Genomic DNA, 21,912 nt, shown 5'->3' with positions numbered 1-21,912 from the left:
CTAGGCGTCATGCCCAACCGTCATTCTCGATCAGGGCCTTGATCCGGTCCCGATCATATTCTCTGTCGATACGCGCCGCTTCAGAGGCGGCGATCTCCTCGGCGTCACCTTCCAGGGTGTAGGGTGCTGCCTTGCGCCATTCCGCAAGGTATGCATCCGTGTCCGAGGCACCGACCTTCATCGCGGCGCGGTCGATTGCTTGTTCGAAACGTTCAGGAAGCGGCGCTTTCGTGCCTCGCCGACCCTTACCGACGATAACTTGTGCCGGGATATCCCTCCAAAAAACGACGGTAACCTCAGGCATTCGCGTATCTCCAAGTTGCGCCACACCTACGCCGGGCACGTTGGGAATCATGTGCGATTTTCGACATCTTGCGAAAGCTTCGCGACGTATGGTCGTTTAACCGAAGCAACCCGCGAGGAACAATGGGCTCAACCTGAAAATTACTCACTATCTTCTTGAACATCGGCGTCGCTCTTGCGCGAAAGCCTTGACGGGGTGTAGCGTGGAGGCAACCTGATTTCGGAGGGCGTCATGCCGCCCAAGCGTCCTGAGGGCGCGACACGGCTCCCGCATGCGGTAGAGCCGTCAGTGCCCGCAAAAGCCGACCCAGCAGAGCTATATGCCGCGCTGGACCTCGGCACCAACTCGTGCCGGATGCTGATTGCCCAGCCAAAGGGCAATCAATTTCATGTTGTCGACAGTTTTTCCAAATCCGTGCAGCTAGGTTTGGGACTCGAAGCGTCCGGTCGGCTGTCGAACGCTTCGATGCAGCGCACGATCGGTGCCCTCAAGATTTGCCGTAAGAAGATCGCCAAGCACCAGGTACGGCGCATGCGTCTTGTGGCGACAGAAGCATGCCGGCGGGCGCGAAACGGTGCTCAATTCATGAAGGCAGTAGTCCGCGAGACCGGACTGCGCCTCGAGATCATCGAGCCTGAGGAAGAGGCCCGGCTAGCGGTTATCTCTTGTGCTCCGCTGGTTTCGACCAAGACCGAGCAGCTTCTGGTCGTGGACATCGGCGGGGGCTCTACGGAGCTGGTTTGGATCGACCTGAGCAAAGTACCCAAGCACGAACGGCAACGCGCAATCATGCGCCTTCACTCAGGCTTCAAGCCTGATCTGGCGTCGCCGTTCCCTGCTGCGCATGTTGTAGACTGGATTTCGGTTCCCTTGGGTGTTGCGACGCTTCGGGACCAGTTCGATGATGTTACGGATGACGCCGCGCGATTTGCTTTGATGAGCTGGTTCTTTGAAGAAAATCTTGCGGATTTTTCTCCTTATGAAGCTGAGCAGACAAGAGAGGGTTTTCAGATTATCGGCACTTCAGGTACCGTGACCACGGTCGCTGCCAGTCATCTCGGATTGAAGCGCTATGACAGGTCGAAAGTCGATGGTCTGCGTATGACGTCAGATCAGATCGACAGGGTCATCCGAGATTACCTCGATCTGGGCCCGGAGGGCCGCCGCAAGGACCCGCGGATCGGGCGGGATAGGCATGCGCTGATCATGTCGGGGGCCGCCATTCTGCAAGCCTTGCTGCGGGTCTGGCCAACCGACCGTTTGTCCGTTGCGGACCGTGGTCTGAGGGAAGGCTTGTTATACGCGCAGATGTCCAGCGATGGCGTGCTTGACGAGGGCGCTTATTGATCGATGGCCCGGCCCGTGAACCCGATGCCCGAGTTTGTTCGCGAAGCGCTGGAGAAAAACGGACTGATGGAGGCATGCGTCTCAAGGCCCTGGTATCAGAGGAACGACTACCTGGGATGGATTGCGCGGGCAAAGCGGCAAGATACCAAGGAAAAACGTCTTGCCCAGATGCTGGATGAACTTCGCGCCGGTGGTCTTTACATGAAAATGGCTTGGCGCTTGAAGGGCGGTAACGCATGAAAAAGGGCCGGCGTCCGGCCGGCCCTTTTCCCGAGAAACAGTTCGTCCGTTATTCCCGGTTGCCGAGGAACGACAGCAGGAACATGAACAAGTTGATGAAGTCGAGATAGAGGTTCAGGGCTCCCATGATGGCTGACTTTTGCAGCCACTCGCTATCCATCGCATTCGCATGCGCAAGATACTCCGTTTTGATCCTTTGCGTATCATAAGCGGTGAGGCCCGCGAAGATCAGGATTCCGATAACCGAAATCGCGAAGGCCAAAGCACTCGATGCGATAAACAGATTGATCAGCATGGCCACGATCAAACCGATCAGGCCCATCAACAGGAACGAGCCCATACCCGTCAGGTCACGTTTTGTCGTGTAGCCCCAAAGGCTCAGACCGGCAAAGCCGGCGGCTGTCGCGAGGAATGTCTGCGCAATCGACACGCCCGTGAAGGCCGCGAAGATCCACGCGATAGACAATCCCATGGCTGCAGCGAAAACGTAGAAAAACGTTTGCGCGGCGGCTGCCGACATCCGGTTGATCGTTCCGGAAAACAGGAAAACCAGCCCCAGCGGCAAGAACATGGCGATCCATCCCAGGATATTCGGCTGAAGCGTCATGGGATCGCGGAAAATCGAGAGAAGTGCGTCGCTGGTGCCCACGGCCCATGCTACACCGGCAGTGACAAGCATGCCCACGGACATGATGCCGTAGACCTTGTTCATGTGGGCGCGAAGGCCCTCGTCAATCTCGGCCGTGCGGACACCGGGTGCGGTGCGGACGGTCTGATATTCAGCCATTGCTCGTGCTCTCCTAGCGTTAATGACGTGATTGGTCGGGAAAGCCGACCACTCCTGTGTGGATATTGGCAGGAACCGCCAGCTTTTCAAGCTTTCGGGCGCGAAAAGCGAACTGTTTTTATCGGGAATTGTTGCTTCAGCGCCGCCAATTCGCCGGAGCGTCCCATATCGGTCGCTTCGCCTCATCCAATGCCTCGATTTTAGTCAGGCCAATATCAGTCAGACGGTGAGACTCCATTTCCGCCAATTCACGGCGTTGGCGGTATGTAGCTTCGAGCAAAATGATTACCCGCAAAAGCGACCTTTTGGGTCGTTGAGTAAATGCGAAGCGGGGCAGGGAGTCGAGGCTGATCATTCTGATACCTTTCTTGAAATCTGATGATTGATCGTCCTTTCATCACCAGGCTTGATGCTTCTGCACAATTCAGATATATTTTAAAAGCAAATATTTCTGAACTAAAACTTCAAGGAAATTGATGTGCCTAGGAATCTGGATCTGACGGCTCTTCGTTCGTTTGTCGCCGTGGCGGATGCTGGTGGAGTGACCCGTGCCGCCGCCATCCTGAACCTCACTCAATCAGCCGTTTCGATGCAGCTCAAACGCCTTGAAGAAAACCTGGGCCAGAACCTTTTAGACCGTTCCGGGCGTACCATCGGGCTGACTGCGGCAGGTGAGAAACTCGCCAGCTATGGGAGGCGGATCCTCGCTCTCAATGACGAGGTCTATGCGCAGATGACCGATAGCGCATTCGAGGGTACGCTGATCCTCGGCGTGCCACATGACATCATTTATCCTTCGATCCCGCGCGTCATGAAGCTTTTTGCGACCGATTATCCGCGGATGCGGGTGCAATTGGTGTCTTCGTGGACATCGCGCCTCAAGCATCTTTTTTCGGATGGGCGGTGTGACATCATTCTAACGACAGAGGATCACCTTGATCCGGGCGGAGAGACGTTGGTGGAGGTGCCATTGCTTTGGTATGGCGCGCCGGGAGGAAGCGCCTGGCAGCAACGGCCTGTGCCGCTCGCCTCGGAACCTCATTGCCAGTTTCGCCGCACAATGCAGCACGCATTGGACAATGCCGGAATCCCTTGGGAAATGGCGGTTGACTCGGAGTCGACAAGAACGGTCGAAGCGACCGTCGCCGGGGACCTTGCAATTCTTTCGCAGTTATCAGGCACTGCCGCGCCGCAGCTGGCGGAAGTTCCACACCAAGGAAGTCTGCCGGAACTCGGAAAAAAGAAGATCAACCTTTATGTGTCAAATGTAGCGTCGAGTGTGACGCGAGACCATTTGGCAAACCTGGTGCGCCGCTTCTATGGCCAGCCGTCTCTTGCGCTCAGCGCGTAATGACGATTTTGCCTGAGGATTTTCGCGAACGCAGCAACTCCAGACCCTCTAGTGCACGTTCGAAGGGCAAGACATGGCTCACATGCGGTTTGATGCGACCTTCTGCATGCCATAGGCTGAGTTCCGCCAGACTGGTGTTTAAGACCGTCGGGTTGAACGCGTCATATCCGCCCCAATAGAAACCGATAACCGATTGGTTTTTCACGAGTAGATGGTTGGGTTTCAGTTGAGGTAAGCGGCCGCTGGCAAAGCCTATCACAAGAAAGCGTCCATCAGGCGCCATGACCCGCAGGGCTGTTTCTCCCAACTCTCCGCCGACAGCATCGTAGACAACGTCAATCGGCCCCAAAGACCTCAACTCGCTCAGCAAATCGGCACTTTCGCTGTCGATCAAGACATCGGCTCCTGCCGCTTTCGCGATTTCGAGTTTTTCTTTTCCGCGCGCGACCGCGATAACCCTCGCGCCAAGCTGATGCCCGACCTCTACTGCGGTCAGGCCGACGCCACCGGCGGCTCCGATGACAAGTAACGTTTCTCCGGCCAGAAGACGTGCGCGATGTGTCAAGGCGAGGTGCGACGTGCCGTAGGCAATCTGAAAGCCCGCCGCAGATATGTCGTCCATCGTTGGTGGACAATGCCGCAGTTTGGTTTCGGGCAGCACTGCGAATTCAGCGAGGCCGCCGTGTCCTGGGACCCCCATCACACGATCTCCTACGGCAAACGCTGAAACAGCGTCTCCCACTTCTTCAACAACCCCAGCGAACTCCATGCCGAGAACGAAAGGCGTGGGTGGTGTTGCCTGATAGCTACCTTTAAGCATCAAGATGTCCGCGAAGTTGAGTCCAACGGCTTTGACGCGAAGCAAGACTTCGTTGGACGTGAGAGTTGGCACCACGAATGCCTCTATCCGAGGAGCAGTGTTTGTCGTCCGGCATATCCAGGCTTCAGCTTTGCGCATGATTTACATTTATCGCTGTTATTAAGACATTCTCAACAATATCGATTTTTTTTGGTGACAGTGTTCACCATTCATCGTATATGATATCTTTGAGCAAGAGTGCCTGCGTGCTGCCTTGCTGTCGAGGTTTTTGCACCGTGGGTTGTTTACCTACCCATAAGTATAACTAGAATACTCTAAGAGGAGCAGTGTAGGGTCGTCATGGTAGAGAATGGATATAAAAATGAAGCATCCGGTTGATGTCCACGTCGGTAAGCGCATCCGTCATCGCCGGTGGCTTGTCGGTATAACTCAACAGCAACTTGCTGAAGCGGTTGGAATAAAATTCCAGCAGATCCAGAAGTATGAAACAGGCATGAACCGCGTTTCCGCGTCTCGGCTTTGGGATATCGCTGAGGCTTTGACCGTACCTGTAAGCTTCTTCTTCGAGGGCTTGGAAGACGTACCTGAACATACGCATGAGGTCACGGAACTTCCCGGTGACATCTTGAAGGACAAGGAAGCGCTGGAGTTGGTTAGATCCTACTACGCAATTCCCGAGACCCAACGTCGCCGTCTATTCGAATTGGCTCGGGTGCTCAGTGACGTTGCCTGACAAGGGTTGACCGTCTTAACTGCCCAAAATACTTCATTTTCCATGGGGAATACGTAGGGGGCAGAATTTGTTGGATCGATACAGCGATGACCTGCCGGATCTCTGGCAGGTCGCAAACACATTGGCGGACGCTGCACGTATCGAAACGCTGCGCTACTTCCGACAAGACGGACTTTCGACAGAAAGCAAGAGAGTACATTTCGATCCAGTAACGATTGCGGATCGGAATGCTGAACTCGCCATGCGACGTCTCTTGGAAGAGTTGCGTCCTGACGATGGCATCATCGGGGAAGAGCACGGTAGCAAGGAAGGGACTTCCGGCCTGACTTGGGTTCTTGATCCCATCGACGGGACCCGAGGCTACATCAGCGGAACACCTACCTGGGGCGTTCTGATCTCGGTTGCCGACGCGGACGGACCATTTATCGGCATCATTGACCAACCATATGTTGGCGAGAGATTCGAAGGTGGTCTGGGGCGTTCGAGGGTCAGCGGACCTCTCGGAACGCATCCGCTTGGTGTAAAGGCTGACGTGGAGCTTTCCGAGGCGACTCTTTTTTCGACTTTTCCCGAAGTGGGTACCGACGAGGAAGGCGCCGCGTTTCGAAGAGTGTCGAGCAAAGTCAAACTGACTCGCTATGGCTGCGACTGCTACGCCTACGCATTGCTGGCCGCTGGTCAGATCGACTTGGTAATAGAGGCGGGCTTGAATATCTATGACGTCCAGGCCCCCATTGCAGTCATCGAGTCCGCTGGCGGGATCGTGACGGATTGGGAAGGAAAGCCCGCACACTTGGGGGGGCGTATCCTGGCTGCCGGCAATCCAGAACTTCACTTTGCGGCGCTCTCACTTTTGCGGGGAGCCGATTGAGGGACGTTCTCATCAAAGGCGCAGAATGTGTCTGCACCATGGATGGTCCTGATCTGTCGGATGTCGACATCCTTGTTTCGAACGGGGTGATTACAGAATTGGGCCGCGCCTTGCATGCCCCGGATGCGGAGGTTTTGCGGGCGACCGGGCTTCTTGTAACACCTGGCCTGATCAATACGCATCATCATCTTTACCAGACACTGACACGGGCGGTTCCGGGAGGACAGGACGCTCTCCTGTTTGGCTGGCTCAAGACGCTTTATCCCATCTGGGCACGGTTCACGCCGGACGATTTCGCTCTGTCCACTACCCTGGGTCTTGCCGAGCTTGCTCTTTCAGGATGCACGACAAGCTCCGATCACCTTTATCTTTTTCCGAACGGCGCGAGACTCGATGATACGATTGGGGCCGCTTCCGAAATCGGCGTGCGTTTTCACCCGACGAGGGGCGCGATGTCGATCGGGGAGAGTTCAGGAGGTCTACCCCCCGACAGTCTTGTCGAAACAGAAAAGGCAATTCTCAATGACTGCATCCGTGTCGTGGATAAGTTCCACGACACCTCCCCGGGCGCAATGGTCAGAGTTGGCATTGCGCCTTGTTCTCCGTTCTCAGTAAGTCGCGAGTTGATGCGCGACGCCGCACTACTTGCTCGGGACAAAGGTGTCCGGCTGCACACCCATCTTGCGGAGAATGATGAGGATATCGCCTATTCACTGGAGAAATTCGGCTGTCGTCCGGGGGAATATGCCGAAGAACTTGGCTGGACGGGCGATGACGTCTGGCATGCTCACTGTGTCAAACTAGACCAAAGCGAAGTCAATCTCTTCGCTCGGACCGGGACAGGCGTGGCTCATTGCCCATGCTCCAATTGCCGGCTCGGTTCCGGGATTGCTCCGGTGCGTGCCATGAGGGATGCCGGCGTTCGCGTCGGACTTGGTGTGGATGGCTCCGCATCGAACGATCAGGCGAACATTGCGTCTGAGGCCCGCCAGGCCATGCTGCTTCAGAGGGTCGCAAATGGAGCAGATGCTATGAGCGCACGTGAGGCCCTCGAAATTGCCACGGTTGGCGGGGCCCAGGTGCTTGGACGTGATGACATTGGGCGGATTCGACCTGGGATGCGTGCCGATCTCGCGCTTTGGGATATCTCCGGAATGGACAGCGCAGGAAGCTGGGACCCGGTGTCCTTTCTTCTGGCCGGGCCAACGAAAGTGAAGCATCTTTTCGTCGAAGGGCGGCAGATCGTGAACGACGGCAACGTCACCACGGTTGATTTGCCGGGTGCCCTATATGCAGCCCGCTCCAGCGTTCAGAGGTTGATGGGCTAAGTCGCGGCGAATGCCGCCAGAGCGACGACAACCAGCATCGAGACTGCCATGGCGATGTTGATCGCTCTTTGCTTTCGCGGCGGCAAATCAAGGCGACGTATCGTAACGCCGACCCATAGCCATAAAACATGAATCCCAATCCACATCGTATTAAGAATAATGAGTTTTATCGCCATCTCTATGGCCGGTGCATCGCTCATGAATGCAAAGCCGGAGAACAGGGCCGTATTAACCGCGTAGGCCTTCGGATTGATGATCTGAAGGAAAATGCCGCCGCGAATCCCAGGCGGTTCAGTCCGCTCGATGAACGCGATCCTCGCGCCTGCGAAAGCGATACGGAACGCAAGCCACGCAAGATAGGCTGCGGAAGCAATGGAAAAGATCGTTCGTATGCGAGGGTCGGCCAACATGATGGCAGCCAGCCCGGTGATCACGCCGAGACACACAAGATTGGTGCCCAGAAACAGGCCCACCAGATACCTGCTGCCGTGGCGATACCCGAACGCGGCGCCGACGCCGGCAAGCGACAGAACGCCAGGCCCGGGAGTTATAATGAGGAACAGAACTGCGAGCGCAAATGTCAGCATAGTGCCGTTTGCCCCAGAACTCGTACATCCCGGATGGCACGATCATCCCCCATCATGATTGTTGGAAACAGGGCTTCCCAGATGTCTTTGGCCCGCGCGGCGCGTTGAGCAATTGCGGGAGTGGAGGCGAGGTCCATCACGACAAGGTCTGCATCATATCCTGGCTTCAGGTCTCCAATGCGATCACCAAGCCGCAATGCACGCGCTGATCCGGCGGTGGCAAGCCATATCAATTCGGACGGGTGAAGCGGACGCCCGCGAAGTTGCGCGACTTCATAGGCCGCGGCCATCGTTCGGAGCATCGAGAACGATGAGCCGCCGCCAGTGTCTGTCGCAAGCCCGACGATTTGATCCTCACGGGTCAATCCGTCCATGTCGAACAATCCGGAACCGATGAATGTGTTGGACGTGGGGCAATGTACCAGTGCTCCACCGGCTTCCAGCAGCCTTTGCCTTTCACGGTCAGCAAGGTGAATGGCATGCCCATAGAGGCCACCTGCTCCAAGAAGACCTGCTGCCTCGTAGGTATCAAGATAATCCCGGGCCTCCGGAAAGAGTTCCGCGACCCAGGCAACCTCGTCGGTTTGTTCCGACAGATGGGTTTGCATCGGGCATTCGGGGTACTCCGACCACAGCGCCCCGAGCGCTTCAAGTTGTTCCCGCGTCGAGGTCGGTGAGAAACGAGGCGTAATGGCGTAGATTAGGCGATCGTCACCGTGCCAACGCTCCAGCAGCCGTTTGCTGTCATCGTACGCGCTCTGCACATTGTCACGAAGACCGTCCGGGGCATTCCGGTCCATGCAGGTCTTTCCACCAACTGCACACAGATTCCGGCGCTTCGCTTCGGCGAAAAACGCGTTCACGCTCTCAGGGTGAATCGTGCAAAAGCTCGCAACAGTCGTCGTCCCATGCGAAAGAGACAGGTCAAAGAAACAGCGAGCAACCTCTGCAGAATACTCCGGGTCACTGAAACGCATCTCTTCCGGAAACGTATACGTGTTCAGCCAGTCAATGAGCCGCTTCCCCCAGCTGGCGATGATCGCAGTCTGAGGGTAGTGAACATGAGCGTCGATGAAACCCGGTAAGATCAAATCGTTACCAAAGTCGGTGACCTTTGCTCGCGGGAAATCCCGACGCAGGTCTTCGGCTGATCCGACTGCCGAGATGCGCCCGTTCTGGATAACCAATCCTCCGCTTGCATCGTGATGCGCTGCATGCGGCCCCTCCAGAAACGGATTGCCCGAGAAATTGATAATTTGCCCAATCAACAGTTCGCCAGCATCCATGACAGTTTCCTTTCGTCGCTTCTTCTAAAGTATGCCCGCGCCCTGTTGTCCATCCCGTGCAATACTCTAGGGTGCGCGTCAAAGTCCTCCCGGAGATGTCGCGATGAACGACCAGGTTGAAACACTTGAACACGCCGAAGACGAGACCGAAGACGACTACGCTCTCCGGAACAAGGTTGTATTGGCCGCTGTCGAAGCAGCAGATTCGGGAGATCGCGCACGGCTTGAGGAAGTCCTGGAGCCTTTGCATCCCGCCGACATCGCCGACCTTCTCGAGCAAGTCGGCGCTGATAGCCGGACTTCCATTCTCCGTTTGGCGGGAGACTACATCGACGGCGAGATCCTGTCAGAGATCGACGAGGATATCCGAGACTCGGTAATCGAGGCTCTGGAACCCGAAGTTCTGGCCGCCGCAGTTCAGGAACTCGAGTCGGACGACGTTGTCGACCTGATCGAAGACCTCGACGAACCCCAGCAGGAAGCAATTCTCGACGTTCTGGACATGGTCGACCGGATCGCGGTCGAAAAGGCGCTGTCCTATCCGGAGTACTCCGCCGGTCGTCTCATGCAGCGTGAAGTTGTGATTGCGCCCGAGCATTGGACTGTCGGTGACACCATCGACCACCTTAGGGCCAATGCCGATCTTCCCGATCAATTCTACCACATCGTACTTGTTGACCCGCGACACCGACCCACTGCCTACGTTACGCTTGGTCGGATCATGTCGTCCCGCCGTGAAGTACCTCTAAAGGCAATCACAGAGGATAGTTTCAGGGTCTTCGAGGTCGATGAGGAAGAGGGCGACGTCGCCTATGCATTCAATCAGTATCACCTGATTTCCGCGCCAGTCGTCGATTCCGACGGGCGGCTTGTGGGCGTGATTACCATCGACGATGCCATGGCAGTCTTGGACGAGGAACATGAGGAGGACGTGCTCCGCCTCGGCGGGGTTGGCGACGAGAGCCTGTCGAACTCAACCCTCGAAATCGTCCGACGCAGATTTCCCTGGCTTGGCATCAACCTCGCTACCGCAATTCTGGCGTCCATCGTGATCTCGTTTTTTGACGAAGTGATCGCCGCCGTGGTGGCGCTAGCCGTTCTGATGCCAATCGTTGCTTCGATGGGCGGCAATGCCGGGACACAGTCCATGACGGTCGCCGTCCGAGCACTGGCTACCCGTGACCTGACCGGTTCCAACGCATGGAGAGTGATCCGTCGAGAGGCCATGGCCGGCCTGTTGAACGGAATGATCTTCGCGATTGTCATGGGCCTTGTGGGGCTTGTCTGGTTCGGTCAGCCCATGATCGGAGTGGTGATTGCCGTGGCGATGGTGGTCAATCTTCTTGCCGCGGGATTGTCTGGTGTGCTCATTCCGCTTGCCTTGGACAAGTCCGGTGTGGACCCCGCGTTGGCCTCGGGCACTTTCGTGACGACTGTGACCGACGTGGTGGGATTCTTCGCGTTTCTAGGGCTGGCTTCGGTGATGCTGCTATGAACCGTGACAAAGACACACTGCGTCGTATTGCGCGAGAACGGCGGGCATCTGCGCATGGTAACGTTGACCCAGCGCCGGCACTTGAACGTTTGAAGGGATTGTTGTCCGGAACCGATGGTCCCGTATCTTTCTATTGGCCTATCCGAACCGAGATAGATCCAAGACCCGTCATGTTGGCACTACAGGCCAGCCGGACTGTCTGTCTGCCTGTGACTCATGGCCGAGATGCCGCTCTGACTTTTCGCCGTTGGCACGAAGGGATGGATATGGAGAAGGATGGCTTCGGCGTCTCCATTCCGGCATTGGATGAGCCGGTGACCCCCAGGGTACTTGTAGTCCCCATGCTTGCGTTCGACTCTCGATGCCATCGTCTCGGATACGGTGCAGGCCATTACGACCGTACTCTCGCGGCGCTTCGTCCTCATGCTCGGGTAGTTGCCATCGGACTTGCCTACGCCGCACAGCACAGCGATGCTGATTTGCCTGTCGAAGCAACCGACCAGCCGCTTGATGCCATAGTGACCGAGTTCGGGATTGTACGACCCGAGAATGGAAGTTCACTTGCCTGGCAGGCTGATGACGTCTAGGGCGTAACAATGAAGTTACTCTTTCTCGGAGACGTCGTAGGCCGCGCTGGACGTCGTGCTATCACAGAACGCCTTCCCGACATCCGGGCGCGCCTCAAGTTGGACTTCGTCGTCGTCAATGGCGAGAACGCGACGTCCGGCGTTGGGATCACCCCGGAGCACGCACAAGATATCTTCAAGGCTGGCGCGGATGTCCTGACATTGGGTGACCATGCCTTCGATCAGCGCGAAATGCTTGCCCACATTGAGAAAGAGCCAAGGATTATTCGTCCGTTGAACTTCGCGAAGAACGCTCCGGGGCAGGGCGCGCGCGTCTTCGATGCGCCTTCAGGCAGAAAAGTACTTGTCGTTCAGGCACTCGGACAGGTCTTCATGAAGCGGCCCTTCGACGATCCTTTTTCGGCTTTGGACGAAGTGATGCGAAAGCACCCTATGGGTGGTCTGGTTCAGGCCAGCATTGTGGACATCCACTGCGAGGCGACATCCGAGAAGATGGCCATCGGGCATTTTTGTGATGGCCGTGCAAGCGTTGTGGTCGGAACGCATACGCATGTGCCGACCGCCGATGCAATGATCCTATCCGGCGGCACTGCCTACCTTACAGATGCGGGAATGTGCGGAGATTATAATTCGGTTATTGGCATGGATAAGGAAGAGCCCCTACGTCGGTTTATAACCGGCATGTCGAAGGGGCGCTTCCAGCCTGCAATGGATGAGGCAACACTTTCAGGTCTTTATGTCGAGACCGACGACCGTACTGGAAAAGCGCAGACGGTCAAAATGTTCCGTGAAGGGGGGCGCCTAGAAAGTGCCGGTCCCGGTCGGTAGGTTCAGGCAGTCGGGAGGTGTCATCTGCTGAACAGGATCTCCCTCATGGCATTGGTCTCCTGACAGTGGATATTTGTCTTTCTCTGCGCACGCTGCGGTCACCAGCGGAATTGAGAGCAAGACGAGAATGCGAAGCATTTGTTTCTCCTTCTTCAATTTTCCCCAGATGACGTGAAACCTCAGGGTGTCGCCTTGATCCAAGACAACTCCGATTTGGACTTGCTTGAGTGAAGACAAAAGGTCAGCGTCGTTCCGATGCAGGTAAGTTGCATTTCATGAAGCGCAGGACGGTAGTATTCCTTCTGATACTTGTGGTGATGGGCGCGGGCTGGGGTATGACGCAGCCATTGTCGAAGATCGCGGTTTCAGAGGGATATCGGCATTTCGGACTTGTATTCTGGCAGTTGGCGCTCGGCGCGGTCTCTTTGGCGCTTTTCCGATGTATTGAAGTCCGCGGTCTTAAAGAGAATCCAACCCGCCGCCGTTTGTTGTTTCGGTGGCCCAGCCTTCGCTTCGATGCAGGTGCTATGCGGGTCTATGTTTTCATCGCACTCATTGGCACCGTTCTTCCCAATTCTGCGTCCTACGAGGCTATTCGTCATTTGCCTTCTGGCCTCGTGTCCATTCTGCTGTCGCTCGTTCCGATGTTCGCATTCCCGATTGCCATGGCGCTTGGAAACGAAAAGTTCGAGACCTCGCGCCTGATGGGGCTTTTGCTTGGTCTGGCCGGAGTACTCCTTATCGTTGCGCCCGAAGCGTCTTTGCCTGAACGAGCGATGGTTGCGTTCATCCCACTGGCTCTTGTCGCACCATTTTTCTACGGGCTGGAGGGCAATGCTGTTGCCAAGTGGGGCACAGCCGGGCTTTCGCCAGTGGATGTCCTATATGGTGCATCGGTCACTGGGGCGCTTATCGCGTTGCCACTTGCCGCTTTTTCGGGTCAGTTCATCGATCCGCGTCCTCCTTGGGCTCTCGCCGATCTCGCCATCGTACTGGCAGCCTTGATTCATGTTGTAGTTTATACGGCCTATGTGTGGATGGTCGGAGCGGCAGGGCCGATTTTTGCCGTTCAGGTCAGTTATCTTGTCACCGGATTCGGGGTCCTTTGGGCAACACTGATCCTGCAGGAGAGCTATTCAGGGTGGATTTGGGGCGCTATGGCTCTGATTTTGACTGGAGTATTCCTCGTTCAACCCCGAGCAGAGGATCCTCTTGCAGCGGTTGACAGGCCGGATACCCTCGACAGGAAGTCCCGCTAGGAGGCGGTAAATGCTGACATTTATGGGTGCAAGCCCGATGATTCTTGCCGTTTGCGGCATTCTCGTCGTTCTTGCGATGCTCGTGTTGTTTGCCCGTGAAACCTATCCGCCCGAGGTGACGGCAATCGGTGGTGCAGCCGCGATGTATCTTCTAGGGCTGCTTCCATTCGAACGGGTTGCGGGTGTGTTTTCAAATTCCGCGCCTTGGACAATTGCAGCGATGTTCCTGGTCATGGGTGGCCTCGTTCGAACCGGAGCGTTAAAATGGTTGACGGTCGAGGCCGATAGACGAGCTGATACTGCACCAACAGCAACACTTGTCGTCAGTCTGGCGGTGGTGGCTGCGGGCTCTGCCTTTCTGAACAATACGCCAGTCGTTGTCTTGATGATCCCGATTTTCGTCCAGCTTGCAAAGAGGATCGGGATTTCACCCTCGAAGGTTCTGATCCCGTTATCGTATGCGGCGATTCTCGGTGGCACGATCACGCTGATCGGAACCTCGACGAACTTGCTGGTAGATGGCGTGGCCCGCGAGCGTGGACTTGAGCCGTTTTCGATTCTGGAAATCGCTCCCTTGGGACTGATCCAGGTTCTTATGGGCGGTGTTTATCTGGTTCTCATTGGCCGCCACCTTCTGCCCGAACGGACGTCGATGGGCGGTTTGCTAGGCGGCGACAGGCGAAAGATGAAATACTTCACCGAGGTAGCGTTGCCCGAAGGCTCGCATCTGATCGGTCAGAAACCCTTGGAAGTCGATCTTTTCTCACGTGATGGCGTGCGGGTCGTCGACGTTCTCCGAGGTGATGCCTCGCTGCGTCGCGATTTGAAGAGCGTTATCTTGGAACCAGGCGACCGGGTGATGCTGAGAACCGACGTTGCCGAGCTCCTTTCGTTCCAGACAGATGCGAAACTGAGGCCCGTGGACAAGCTATCTTCCGTTGCGACCGAAACCGTGGAAGTCCTGATCACGCCCGGGTGCAGGATGGTCGGACGGTCGCTTGGCGCGCTGAGACTTCGGCGCCGCTACGGGGTCTACCCGCTCGCTGTACACCGTCGGGATCAGAATATCGGCCGGCAATTGGATGAAGTCGTCGTCCGGGTCGGCGACACGCTGCTTCTGGAAGGTGCTTCAGACGACATTCATCGCTTGGCGCAGGATATGGAACTGGTGGAAGTCAACCGTCCGACAGAGCAGGCATTTCGAAGAGAGAAGGCCCCGATTGCCATATTGGCTCTGGCGGGGGTCGTCGGGCTGGCGGCATTGGGCGTTGCCGATATTCTGCCCCTGGCGCTTCTTGCGGTAGCTCTCATTCTGCTGACACGCTGTATCGACGCGGATGAAGCCTTCGCAATGGTTGAAGGAAGGCTGCTTGCGCTGATCTTCGCGATGCTGATGGTCGGCGCCGGCCTGGAGGCGGCCGGATCGGTGGAACTCATTGTTTCCTACGCGCAACCCTTGCTTGCGAACGCGCCGCCTTTTGTTGTGATTCTGTCGATCTATTTGCTGGCGTCCACTCTGACAGAGCTCGTCACGAATAACGCCGTGGCGGTCATCTTGACGCCCATTGCGATTCAGTTGGGGCTGGCCCTGGGGTTAGATCCGCGTCCGCTGGTCGTTGCGGTGATGTTCGCGGCTTCAGCCGCTTTTTCGACGCCCATCGGTTACCAGACAAACACTCTTGTCTATGGTCCTGGCGGGTATCGATTTACAGACTTTACCCGCGTCGGTCTGCCGCTGAATATTCTGCTGGCACTGACGGCAAGTTTCTTCATTCCCATCATTTGGCCAGTCTGACGAGGAACGTATGAAAAACATCGAACTTCTGAAAATCCTCTGCGAAACCCCGGGTGTTCCCGGTCATGAGGAGAGGGTTCGCGAATTGATCCGCACCGAGATCATCGGTTTCGCCGATGACGTGCATGAAGATGCGATGGGGTCTCTGCACGCTATTCGCAAAGGCAAAGGCAAGTCGCCCGAAAAGATCATGCTCCTGTGCCATATGGATGAAATCGGTTTTCTTGTAAGCCATATCAGTGACAAGGGATTCCTCTATCTGCAGACTGTCGGCGGATTCGATCCGCGCAACCTGTTCTCGCGCCGAGTGCTGGTCTGCACGGATCAGGGAGATCTGAAAGCCGTCATGAACCCCGGGGGGCGGCCTGTCCACATCGCGTCGGCTGAAGACCGCAAGAAGATCCCTGAACCGCACGAATTCTTTGTCGATACCGGACTTGGCGCAAAGGCGAAGGATGTCGTCAAGATTGGTGACATGGTGGTCATGGACGAGCCATTTCTAGAGATGGGAGACAAGGTGGTTTCCAAGGCTTTGGACAACCGTATCGCCTGCTGGCTTGGAGTCGAAGCCTTGCGCGGACTCGGAAAGAAAAAGACCGATGCGGAAATCCATGTCGTTTTCACCACGCAGGAAGAAGTCGGGCTGCGGGGGGCGCGGACGGCGGCTTATCATGTGAAACCGGATATCGGGATTGGAATCGACACGACGCTGGCTTGTGACACGCCTGGCGTTCCGGAGCAGGATCGGACGACCGAACAGGGCAAAGGGTTCGGGCTCCATATCAGGGATGGCAGCTTCATTGCCGACAAGGCCCTGGTCGCCGAGATTGCCGCCTTGGCGGAGAAGAAGAAAATACCCTTTCAGCGCACGATGTTACGCTCGGGCGGTCAGGACGGCGCGGCCGCCCAGCAGGCGGCAGCCGGTGCTCGCGCCGTGGGGATCGTTGTCGGAACAAGGTACATCCATACCGTCACGGAGATGATCGAGAAGAGCGACCTGGAGGCGGCGCGCGACATTCTCGTGGCGTATCTCAAGTCGAAATAAAGGTGTCTGCAAAGCGTCGGCAAAACGTATGGCAAACGTCTGCGTTTTGCCCGGCTTTTCATGACCTGGCGTCTATCTGACGCCAAGCCTTCATTCGGGATCGGAACCAGCTGCGTTGTCGTTTGGCATATTGCCGGGTGGCCGTGACGGCCGCTTCGCGTGCTTCCTCACGGCTCATCTCTCCGCGCACATGCGCCACCAGTTCGGCCGCGCCTATCGCCTTCGCTGAGGGCAGGCCTTCGTGCCAGGCCCCTTCGTTCATCCGCGCTTCTTCCAGAGCGCCCGCCTCAAGCATGATGTCGAACCTCGCCTCGATCCGCGGGTTGAGCCAGTCCTTTGGGGCTTCCATGACAAGAGGCTGCGCGTCTTCGATCCGCAGGAGCGGGCGAGGCGTCTCCTCCTGCCAGCTGGCCAAGCCGCGCCCGGTTGTGCGAAGCACCTCCCAAGCCCTTTGAACACGCATCGGGTTCTGGCGGTCAATGCGGGCCGCGGTCTCGGGATCGAGTTCGGCTAGAAGTGCATCTAAGCCTTCGTCAGTCATCCGGCGAATGGCTTCCAGGCGGATGGTTTCAGGTGTCGAAGGAATATCCGCAAGACCCTCGGTGAGGGCGGTGAAGTAGAGTCCGGTGCCACCCACGATCACCGGGGGCGGTCCGGCCAGCAAAGGTTCAAGTTCGCGCAGCCAGTCTCCGACCGAATAGGGCTGATGCCCAGGAATGTGACCGTACAGCGCATGAGGCAGCGTGGCCTCGTCGGCTGTCGAAGGACGTGCTGTCAGCACCCGCCAATCTCCGTAAACCTGAAGTGCATCGGCATTCACAACCGGACCACCAAGACGTGTCGCAATTTCCATGGCCAATGCGGACTTGCCGCTGGCCGTCGGACCTGCGATCAGCACGGGGCGGGTCGTGTCGAGACTGTGGACGAGCGAGTCGGTGATTTTGCGTCCTTCCGGCGTTGAATTGCTCCGGCTTTTCCGACATTTTCCCGCCGGGTGCAAAGCCCGGGGTCAAAACAAGGATGCGAGGGACAGGAATATGAGCGAAGAAAAGGCAGCTCCGGCTTACGAACGTGTCCTTCTGAAGATTTCCGGAGAGGCCCTGATGGGCGACCAGGGGTTTGGTCTGCATCCCCCGACCGTTCAGCGCATCGCCGAAGAAGTGAAATCGGTCCATGACCTTGGCGTTGAAATCTGCATGGTCATCGGCGGTGGGAATATCTTCCGCGGGCTTGCCGGTTCGGCTCAGGGGATGGAACGGACGACGGCCGATTACATGGGCATGCTGGCAACCGTCATGAATGCTCTCGCCATGCAGTCCGCACTGGAGGCGCTTGGCGTGTTTACCCGTGTAATCAGCGCGATTCGCATGGACGAAGTGGCCGAGCCCTATATCCGTCGCAGGGCGGTGCGGCATCTGGAGAAGAAACGGGTCTGCATTTTTGCCGCTGGTACGGGGAACCCGTATTTCACCACGGACACGGCGGCCACGCTACGCGCATCCGAAATGTCGTGCCAGGCCATATTCAAGGGCACCAAGGTCGATGGGGTCTATGACAAGGATCCGGTGAAGTACCCTGATGCCAAACGCTATGACACCATCACCTATGACGATGTTCTTGCTCAGCACCTGGGTGTGATGGACGCCAGCGCCATTGCTCTGGCACGCGACAACAAATTGCCGATCATCGTCTTTTCGCTGGATGAACCGGGCGGGTTCCGCGGTATCCTGCGAGGCGAGGGGACTTATACGATCGTCAAGGGTTGACGTAGGCTCCGCAGAACAACCCGGAAGATGTCGGCGCTCCAGCCTTCAAGTGAAGCCATCCGGCAACGAAACTGCACACGAGCTGAGGCGCGGTTGCACAGCTTTGCCACAGGTCCTCTATACAATTGCCTTTTGTTGAAGGTATAGAAGGAAAAATTAGGTGGTTTAGCCACATAGAAAAACGAGAGACGGGCATGGCTGACGATTTCGAAATCGATCTCGACGATCTTGAGCGCAGAATGGACGGCGCTTTGGCCAGTTTGCGAACCGATTTCGCGTCTCTTCGGACCGGACGGGCATCGGCATCGATGCTTGAACCCATTACAGTCGAGGCATATGGCGCCACGACACCGATCAACCAGGTTGGAACGGTGAACGTTCCCGAACCGCGGATGGTCACCATCAACGTCTGGGACAGATCCCTGGTTGGTGTTGTCGAGAAGGCCATCCGTGAAAGCGGACTGGGGATCAATCCCCAGCTGAATGGCACCATCATCATGCTTCCGATCCCCGAACTGAACGAAGAACGCCGTCGCGAACTGACCAAGGTTGCGGGGCAGTATGCCGAGAACGCGCGTATCGCGATCCGGAACGTGCGGCGCGATGGGATGGATCAGATCAAGAAGGCAAAATCCGATGGCATGTCGGAGGACGACCAGAAGTTCTGGGAAGCCGCGGTTCAGGAACTGACCGACAAGGGAATTTCCAAGATCGACGCGGCTCTCGACACCAAGCAAGAAGAGATCATGCAGGTGTAACTCTTTAGACTGGGGTGGGCATTGAAGTACGAGGAGACCCGATTTGGGCAAAAGAGGTAACGGCGGCGCCCCCGAGCATGTCGCGATCATAATGGACGGCAACGGCCGTTGGGCACAGGCACGCGGCAAGCCCCGGCTATTCGGACACCATGCTGGCGCAAAGCGCGTCAGGGAAATCGTTGAGGCTTGTCCCGATCTTGGCGTCAAGTATCTGACGATATTCGCATTTTCTACCGAGAACTGGAAGCGGACGCAGACCGAAGTTTCGGGGCTGATGAAGCTCTTCAAGCGCTACCTGATGAGCGAGACCAAGCAACTTGTCGAAGCAGGTGTCCGTGTTCGTTTCATCGGTGATCGTATTCGCCTTGACGAGACCCTCGTCGCGCTGATGGACGAGTTGGAACTGCTGACCTGCGCCAACGATAGGGTTCATCTGACTGTCGCGCTGAACTACGGCGGTCGGGACGAGGTGACGCGCGCGGCGAAGCGATTGTGCCGCGACGTCGCCGCTGGAAAGGTTGACCCGGAGAAGGTGGACGCGGAGGAACTTGCGCGGCATCTGGATACCTATGTCCTGCCTGATCCGGACCTTGTGATCCGGACCAGTGGCGAAGCCCGGATTTCCAACTTCCTTCTCTGGCAGTCGGCCTACTCGGAATACGAGTTCATCGACACGCTCTGGCCGGATTTTACCCGGGAAGAATTCGCGCGCGTTCTCGCTGATTTCTCGCAGCGTGAGCGGCGGTACGGAGCTGTGCCGGGATGAACCACGCCGGGGTGGGGCAGTGGAGTGATCTTGGACCACGGCTGATTTCCGGCGGCCTTTTCGCCGTGATCGGCCTTTTTGCAATGTGGCTTGGCGGGCATCCGTTTCACGCTTTCGTCGCCGTGATCTGCGGGATCATGGTCTGGGAAGTGGCGCGGATGGTGGGTGCAGCGTCGGCATCCGTGGCGCTTGGGTGCCTTGCGGCAGTGGCGTTGTTCCTGCTGGTGACTTTGCCGGCCGGCTACTCGCTGCCTCTGGTGTTCGTGCCGGCTCTCGTGGGGATCGCGCGGCTCGAGCGGCATCGCGTCAGCTACGCGTTGTTCTCTTCGGCCATTCTTGTTGCGAGTTTCGGCCTGATCCACCTGCGGGACGATTTCGGATTCATTTGGATGGTCTGGCTGGCGCTGATCGTGATCGCCTCAGACATTCTTGGCTACTTTGCAGGCCGTTCGATCGGTGGACCCAAGTTCTGGCCAAAGGTCAGCCCCAAGAAGACATGGTCCGGCACGATTGCAGGTTGGATCGGAGCGGCGCTGGTCGGTTTGGTCTATGCCTGGAAAGGTATGGCGGGCGGAGAGATAATCGGTATTTCCATCGCTTTGGCCATTGCCGGGCAGTTTGGTGATATCGCGGAGAGCGCTCTGAAACGGCGCATGGGGGTGAAGGATTCGTCGTCAATCCTGCCCGGACATGGCGGCATGTTCGACCGGTTCGACGCGATGCTTGGAGCGTCGCTGTTCCTTCTCCTGGTAGAACAGATCATTGATTTCCCGCCGGTTCCCCTCTGATGCGCAGGATATCGATATTCGGTTCGACCGGATCCATCGGATGCAACACCGTGGATCTGGTTCAGCGCTCCCCCGAGGAATACTCCGTCGTTGCTTTGACGGGGGGGCGCAATGTCGCGAAACTTGCGGAACAGGCCAAGGCCCTTGGAGCTGAAATCGCCGTAACCGCCTTCGAAGAGTGTGGCGACGCTCTGAAGGACGCCTTGGCGGGGACAGGAATTGAGACCGCGGCCGGAGAGGCTGCCGTGGTCGCGGCGGCCGAGCGCCCGGTTGACTGGGTGATGTCCGCGATTGTCGGGGCCGCCGGTCTTCCACCAGGGCTGAAAGCACTTGAGCATGGCGGCACTCTGGCACTGGCAAACAAGGAAAGCCTTGTTACGGCCGGCCCATTGCTTCTTGAAACGGCCGAGGCACACGGCGCCCGTGTCCTGCCGGTGGACAGTGAGCACTCGGCCGTGTTTCAGGGGCTGGTTGGCGAAGATATCGATGCCGTCGAACGGGTGATCATCACCGCCTCGGGCGGCGCTTTCCGGGATTGGCCCATCGAGCGACTGAAGGAAGCGACGGTGGCACAGGCCTCGTCTCATCCGAATTGGGCGATGGGACAACGCATCACGATCGACAGCGCCAGTTTGTTTAACAAAGCTTTGGAGCTTATTGAAACTCATCAGTTTTTTGGCGTTGATCCAGAACGCATCGAAGCGTTGATTCACCCGGAAAGCCTGATCCACGCGATGGTCGGCTTTCGGGACGGGGCATTGATGGCGCACGTGGGGCCTCCTGACATGCGACATGCGATCGGGTATGCTCTGCACTGGCCAGAGCGGCGCGATCTTCCCGTGGCAAGACTGGATTTCGCCGAGATCGGTTCTATGACGTTCCAGGCACCGGACGAGGCGCGGTATCCCGCACTGGCTCTGGCCCGAGAGGTCATGCGACAGGGCGGCCTGACCGGAGCCGCATTCAACGCTGCAAAAGAAGCGGCTCTCGACGGCTTCATCGGAGGCCGCATCGGTTTTCTGGATATGGCTGGAGTTGTCGCGGATGTGATCGAAAAGATGTCAGGCGAGGGTCTAGGAAAGGCCGCTATTACACTTGATTCTGTGCGGCACACGGACCAGATGGCTCGTAGATGGGCTGATGAATTTATTGAAGAACGTCAGAGGTAAAT

At 57.2% G+C, this 21,912-nt stretch carries 24 protein-coding genes; 17 read left to right on the top strand and 7 right to left on the bottom strand.

Going from position 1 to position 21,912, the window contains the following annotated elements; translation table 11 throughout:
- Positions 1-7: 7 nt before the first annotated feature.
- Complete coding sequence (locus ACKLNI_RS07120; RefSeq protein ID WP_413718366.1) at positions 8-304, bottom strand: virulence factor; 297 nt, start codon at positions 302-304, stop codon at positions 8-10.
- A 231-nt stretch (positions 305-535) separates the two neighbouring features.
- On the opposite strand from ACKLNI_RS07120, the gene ACKLNI_RS07115 reads away from it, so the two are divergent.
- Positions 536-1,651, top strand: coding sequence for a Ppx/GppA phosphatase family protein (locus ACKLNI_RS07115; RefSeq protein ID WP_413718365.1), 1,116 nt, complete (start codon positions 536-538; stop codon positions 1,649-1,651).
- Positions 1,652-1,675: 24 nt separating this feature from the next.
- Positions 1,676-1,891 carry a YdeI/OmpD-associated family protein gene (locus ACKLNI_RS07110; protein WP_413718364.1) on the top strand — a complete coding sequence of 72 codons (216 nt, stop codon included), beginning with the start codon at positions 1,676-1,678 and terminating at the stop codon, positions 1,889-1,891.
- Positions 1,892-1,940: 49 nt separating this feature from the next.
- Here ACKLNI_RS07110 and ACKLNI_RS07105 read toward each other — a convergent pair whose 3' ends face one another.
- Positions 1,941-2,678, bottom strand: coding sequence for a Bax inhibitor-1/YccA family protein (locus ACKLNI_RS07105; RefSeq protein ID WP_413718363.1), 738 nt, complete (start codon positions 2,676-2,678; stop codon positions 1,941-1,943).
- A 136-nt stretch (positions 2,679-2,814) separates the two neighbouring features.
- The gene (locus ACKLNI_RS07100) at positions 2,815-3,033 is read right to left on the bottom strand and encodes a DUF1127 domain-containing protein (protein ID WP_413718362.1); all 219 of its coding nucleotides are present in this window, start codon (positions 3,031-3,033) and stop codon (positions 2,815-2,817) included.
- Between the two features lie 123 nt (positions 3,034-3,156).
- Here ACKLNI_RS07100 and ACKLNI_RS07095 point away from each other — a divergent pair, with 123 nt between their 5' ends.
- A complete protein-coding gene (locus ACKLNI_RS07095; RefSeq protein ID WP_413718361.1) occupies positions 3,157-4,029 on the top strand; it encodes a LysR family transcriptional regulator in 873 nt (290 codons plus the stop codon).
- Here the strand turns inward: ACKLNI_RS07095 and ACKLNI_RS07090 are convergent.
- Positions 4,019-4,987, bottom strand: coding sequence for an NADPH:quinone oxidoreductase family protein (locus ACKLNI_RS07090; protein WP_413718360.1), 969 nt, complete (start codon positions 4,985-4,987; stop codon positions 4,019-4,021). The genes ACKLNI_RS07095 and ACKLNI_RS07090 overlap by 11 nt on opposite strands.
- 223 nt (positions 4,988-5,210) lie before the next feature.
- Between ACKLNI_RS07090 and ACKLNI_RS07085 the strand changes: the two genes are divergently transcribed.
- The 3 genes from ACKLNI_RS07085 (at position 5,211) to ACKLNI_RS07075 (ending at position 7,781) form a co-directional block, all read left to right on the top strand.
- Positions 5,211-5,582, top strand: coding sequence for a helix-turn-helix domain-containing protein (locus ACKLNI_RS07085; protein ID WP_413718359.1), 372 nt, complete (start codon positions 5,211-5,213; stop codon positions 5,580-5,582).
- Positions 5,583-5,649: 67 nt separating this feature from the next.
- Entirely contained in the window at positions 5,650-6,453 is an 804-nt protein-coding gene (gene hisN / locus ACKLNI_RS07080) for a histidinol-phosphatase (protein ID WP_413718358.1), read from the top strand.
- Complete coding sequence (locus tag ACKLNI_RS07075; protein WP_413718357.1) at positions 6,450-7,781, top strand: 8-oxoguanine deaminase; 1,332 nt, start codon at positions 6,450-6,452, stop codon at positions 7,779-7,781. The genes hisN and ACKLNI_RS07075 overlap by 4 nt, the downstream gene beginning before the upstream one ends.
- Here the strand turns inward: ACKLNI_RS07075 and ACKLNI_RS07070 are convergent.
- Both ACKLNI_RS07070 and guaD read right to left on the bottom strand, forming a co-directional pair.
- On the bottom strand, positions 7,778-8,368 hold the full coding sequence (locus tag ACKLNI_RS07070) for a LysE family translocator (RefSeq protein WP_413718356.1): 591 nt from the start codon (positions 8,366-8,368) through the stop codon (positions 7,778-7,780). The two genes, ACKLNI_RS07075 and ACKLNI_RS07070, sit on opposite strands and share 4 nt — an antisense overlap.
- Positions 8,362-9,654, bottom strand: a complete 1,293-nt coding sequence (gene guaD, locus ACKLNI_RS07065; protein ID WP_413718355.1) for a guanine deaminase — start codon at positions 9,652-9,654, stop codon at positions 8,362-8,364. Before guaD ends, ACKLNI_RS07070 begins: the two co-directional genes overlap by 7 nt.
- A gap of 103 nt (positions 9,655-9,757) precedes the next feature.
- Between guaD and mgtE the strand changes: the two genes are divergently transcribed.
- The 6 genes from mgtE (at position 9,758) to ACKLNI_RS07035 (ending at position 16,663) form a co-directional block, all read left to right on the top strand.
- Positions 9,758-11,149: a magnesium transporter gene (gene mgtE, locus ACKLNI_RS07060; protein ID WP_413718354.1), complete on the top strand. Its 1,392-nt coding sequence runs from the start codon at positions 9,758-9,760 to the stop codon at positions 11,147-11,149.
- On the top strand, positions 11,146-11,736 hold the full coding sequence (locus tag ACKLNI_RS07055; protein ID WP_413718353.1) for a 5-formyltetrahydrofolate cyclo-ligase: 591 nt from the start codon (positions 11,146-11,148) through the stop codon (positions 11,734-11,736). Before mgtE ends, ACKLNI_RS07055 begins: the two co-directional genes overlap by 4 nt.
- A 9-nt stretch (positions 11,737-11,745) precedes the next feature.
- On the top strand, positions 11,746-12,564 hold the full coding sequence (locus ACKLNI_RS07050) for a TIGR00282 family metallophosphoesterase (protein WP_413718352.1): 819 nt from the start codon (positions 11,746-11,748) through the stop codon (positions 12,562-12,564).
- Between the two features lie 227 nt (positions 12,565-12,791).
- A complete protein-coding gene (locus ACKLNI_RS07045) occupies positions 12,792-13,823 on the top strand; it encodes a DMT family transporter (protein ID WP_413718351.1) in 1,032 nt (343 codons plus the stop codon).
- A 10-nt stretch (positions 13,824-13,833) separates the two neighbouring features.
- On the top strand, positions 13,834-15,618 hold the full coding sequence (locus ACKLNI_RS07040) for an SLC13 family permease (protein ID WP_413718350.1): 1,785 nt from the start codon (positions 13,834-13,836) through the stop codon (positions 15,616-15,618).
- Positions 15,619-15,628: 10 nt separating this feature from the next.
- Positions 15,629-16,663, top strand: a complete 1,035-nt coding sequence (locus ACKLNI_RS07035) for a M42 family metallopeptidase (RefSeq protein WP_413718349.1) — start codon at positions 15,629-15,631, stop codon at positions 16,661-16,663.
- A gap of 58 nt (positions 16,664-16,721) precedes the next feature.
- On the opposite strand, the gene miaA is transcribed toward ACKLNI_RS07035, so the two are convergent.
- Positions 16,722-17,561 (bottom strand): tRNA (adenosine(37)-N6)-dimethylallyltransferase MiaA, encoded by an 840-nt coding sequence (gene miaA / locus ACKLNI_RS07030; RefSeq protein ID WP_413718348.1) that lies wholly within the window; start codon positions 17,559-17,561, stop codon positions 16,722-16,724.
- A gap of 139 nt (positions 17,562-17,700) precedes the next feature.
- On the opposite strand from miaA, the gene pyrH reads away from it, so the two are divergent.
- From pyrH to dxr, 5 genes are all read left to right on the top strand, one after another.
- Entirely contained in the window at positions 17,701-18,429 is a 729-nt protein-coding gene (gene pyrH, locus ACKLNI_RS07025) for a UMP kinase (protein WP_413718347.1), read from the top strand.
- Between the two features lie 194 nt (positions 18,430-18,623).
- Positions 18,624-19,187, top strand: coding sequence for a ribosome recycling factor (gene frr / locus ACKLNI_RS07020; RefSeq protein WP_413718346.1), 564 nt, complete (start codon positions 18,624-18,626; stop codon positions 19,185-19,187).
- Between the two features lie 43 nt (positions 19,188-19,230).
- Positions 19,231-19,953, top strand: a complete 723-nt coding sequence (gene uppS / locus ACKLNI_RS07015) for an undecaprenyl pyrophosphate synthase (RefSeq protein WP_413718345.1) — start codon at positions 19,231-19,233, stop codon at positions 19,951-19,953.
- Entirely contained in the window at positions 19,950-20,741 is a 792-nt protein-coding gene (locus ACKLNI_RS07010) for a phosphatidate cytidylyltransferase (protein WP_413718344.1), read from the top strand. Before uppS ends, ACKLNI_RS07010 begins: the two co-directional genes overlap by 4 nt.
- On the top strand, positions 20,741-21,910 hold the full coding sequence (dxr, locus tag ACKLNI_RS07005; RefSeq protein ID WP_413718343.1) for a 1-deoxy-D-xylulose-5-phosphate reductoisomerase: 1,170 nt from the start codon (positions 20,741-20,743) through the stop codon (positions 21,908-21,910). Before ACKLNI_RS07010 ends, dxr begins: the two co-directional genes overlap by 1 nt.
- Positions 21,911-21,912 lie beyond the last annotated feature (2 nt).

The organism is Silicimonas lutimaris (assembly GCF_047314965.1).
In the GTDB taxonomy this organism is placed as follows: domain Bacteria; phylum Pseudomonadota; class Alphaproteobacteria; order Rhodobacterales; family Rhodobacteraceae; genus JAVJUV01.
Note: the sequence above shows the minus strand (reverse complement) of the source record. Positions and strands in the feature narration are given on the sequence as shown.

Bases quoted from the DNA above. Each gene is read 5' to 3' on its own strand.
- ACKLNI_RS07050 (WP_413718352.1), top strand. From the start codon at position 11,746: ATGAAGTTACTCTTTCTCGGAGACGTCGTAGGCCGCGCTGGACGTCGT.
- ACKLNI_RS07040 (WP_413718350.1), top strand. From the start codon at position 13,834: ATGCTGACATTTATGGGTGCAAGCCCGATGATTCTTGCCGTTTGCGGC.
- ACKLNI_RS07115 (WP_413718365.1), top strand. From the start codon at position 536: ATGCCGCCCAAGCGTCCTGAGGGCGCGACACGGCTCCCGCATGCGGTA.
- ACKLNI_RS07120 (WP_413718366.1), bottom strand. From the start codon at position 304: ATGCCTGAGGTTACCGTCGTTTTTTGGAGGGATATCCCGGCACAAGTT.
- pyrH (WP_413718347.1), top strand. From the start codon at position 17,701: ATGAGCGAAGAAAAGGCAGCTCCGGCTTACGAACGTGTCCTTCTGAAG.
- mgtE (WP_413718354.1), top strand. From the start codon at position 9,758: ATGAACGACCAGGTTGAAACACTTGAACACGCCGAAGACGAGACCGAA.
- ACKLNI_RS07085 (WP_413718359.1), top strand. From the start codon at position 5,211: ATGAAGCATCCGGTTGATGTCCACGTCGGTAAGCGCATCCGTCATCGC.
- ACKLNI_RS07010 (WP_413718344.1), top strand. From the start codon at position 19,950: ATGAACCACGCCGGGGTGGGGCAGTGGAGTGATCTTGGACCACGGCTG.
- ACKLNI_RS07105 (WP_413718363.1), bottom strand. From the start codon at position 2,678: ATGGCTGAATATCAGACCGTCCGCACCGCACCCGGTGTCCGCACGGCC.
- ACKLNI_RS07055 (WP_413718353.1), top strand. From the start codon at position 11,146: ATGAACCGTGACAAAGACACACTGCGTCGTATTGCGCGAGAACGGCGG.
- guaD (WP_413718355.1), bottom strand. From the start codon at position 9,654: ATGGATGCTGGCGAACTGTTGATTGGGCAAATTATCAATTTCTCGGGC.
- dxr (WP_413718343.1), top strand. From the start codon at position 20,741: ATGCGCAGGATATCGATATTCGGTTCGACCGGATCCATCGGATGCAAC.
- frr (WP_413718346.1), top strand. From the start codon at position 18,624: ATGGCTGACGATTTCGAAATCGATCTCGACGATCTTGAGCGCAGAATG.
- ACKLNI_RS07100 (WP_413718362.1), bottom strand. From the start codon at position 3,033: ATGATCAGCCTCGACTCCCTGCCCCGCTTCGCATTTACTCAACGACCC.
- ACKLNI_RS07035 (WP_413718349.1), top strand. From the start codon at position 15,629: ATGAAAAACATCGAACTTCTGAAAATCCTCTGCGAAACCCCGGGTGTT.
- ACKLNI_RS07070 (WP_413718356.1), bottom strand. From the start codon at position 8,368: ATGCTGACATTTGCGCTCGCAGTTCTGTTCCTCATTATAACTCCCGGG.
- ACKLNI_RS07090 (WP_413718360.1), bottom strand. From the start codon at position 4,987: ATGCGCAAAGCTGAAGCCTGGATATGCCGGACGACAAACACTGCTCCT.
- ACKLNI_RS07110 (WP_413718364.1), top strand. From the start codon at position 1,676: ATGCCCGAGTTTGTTCGCGAAGCGCTGGAGAAAAACGGACTGATGGAG.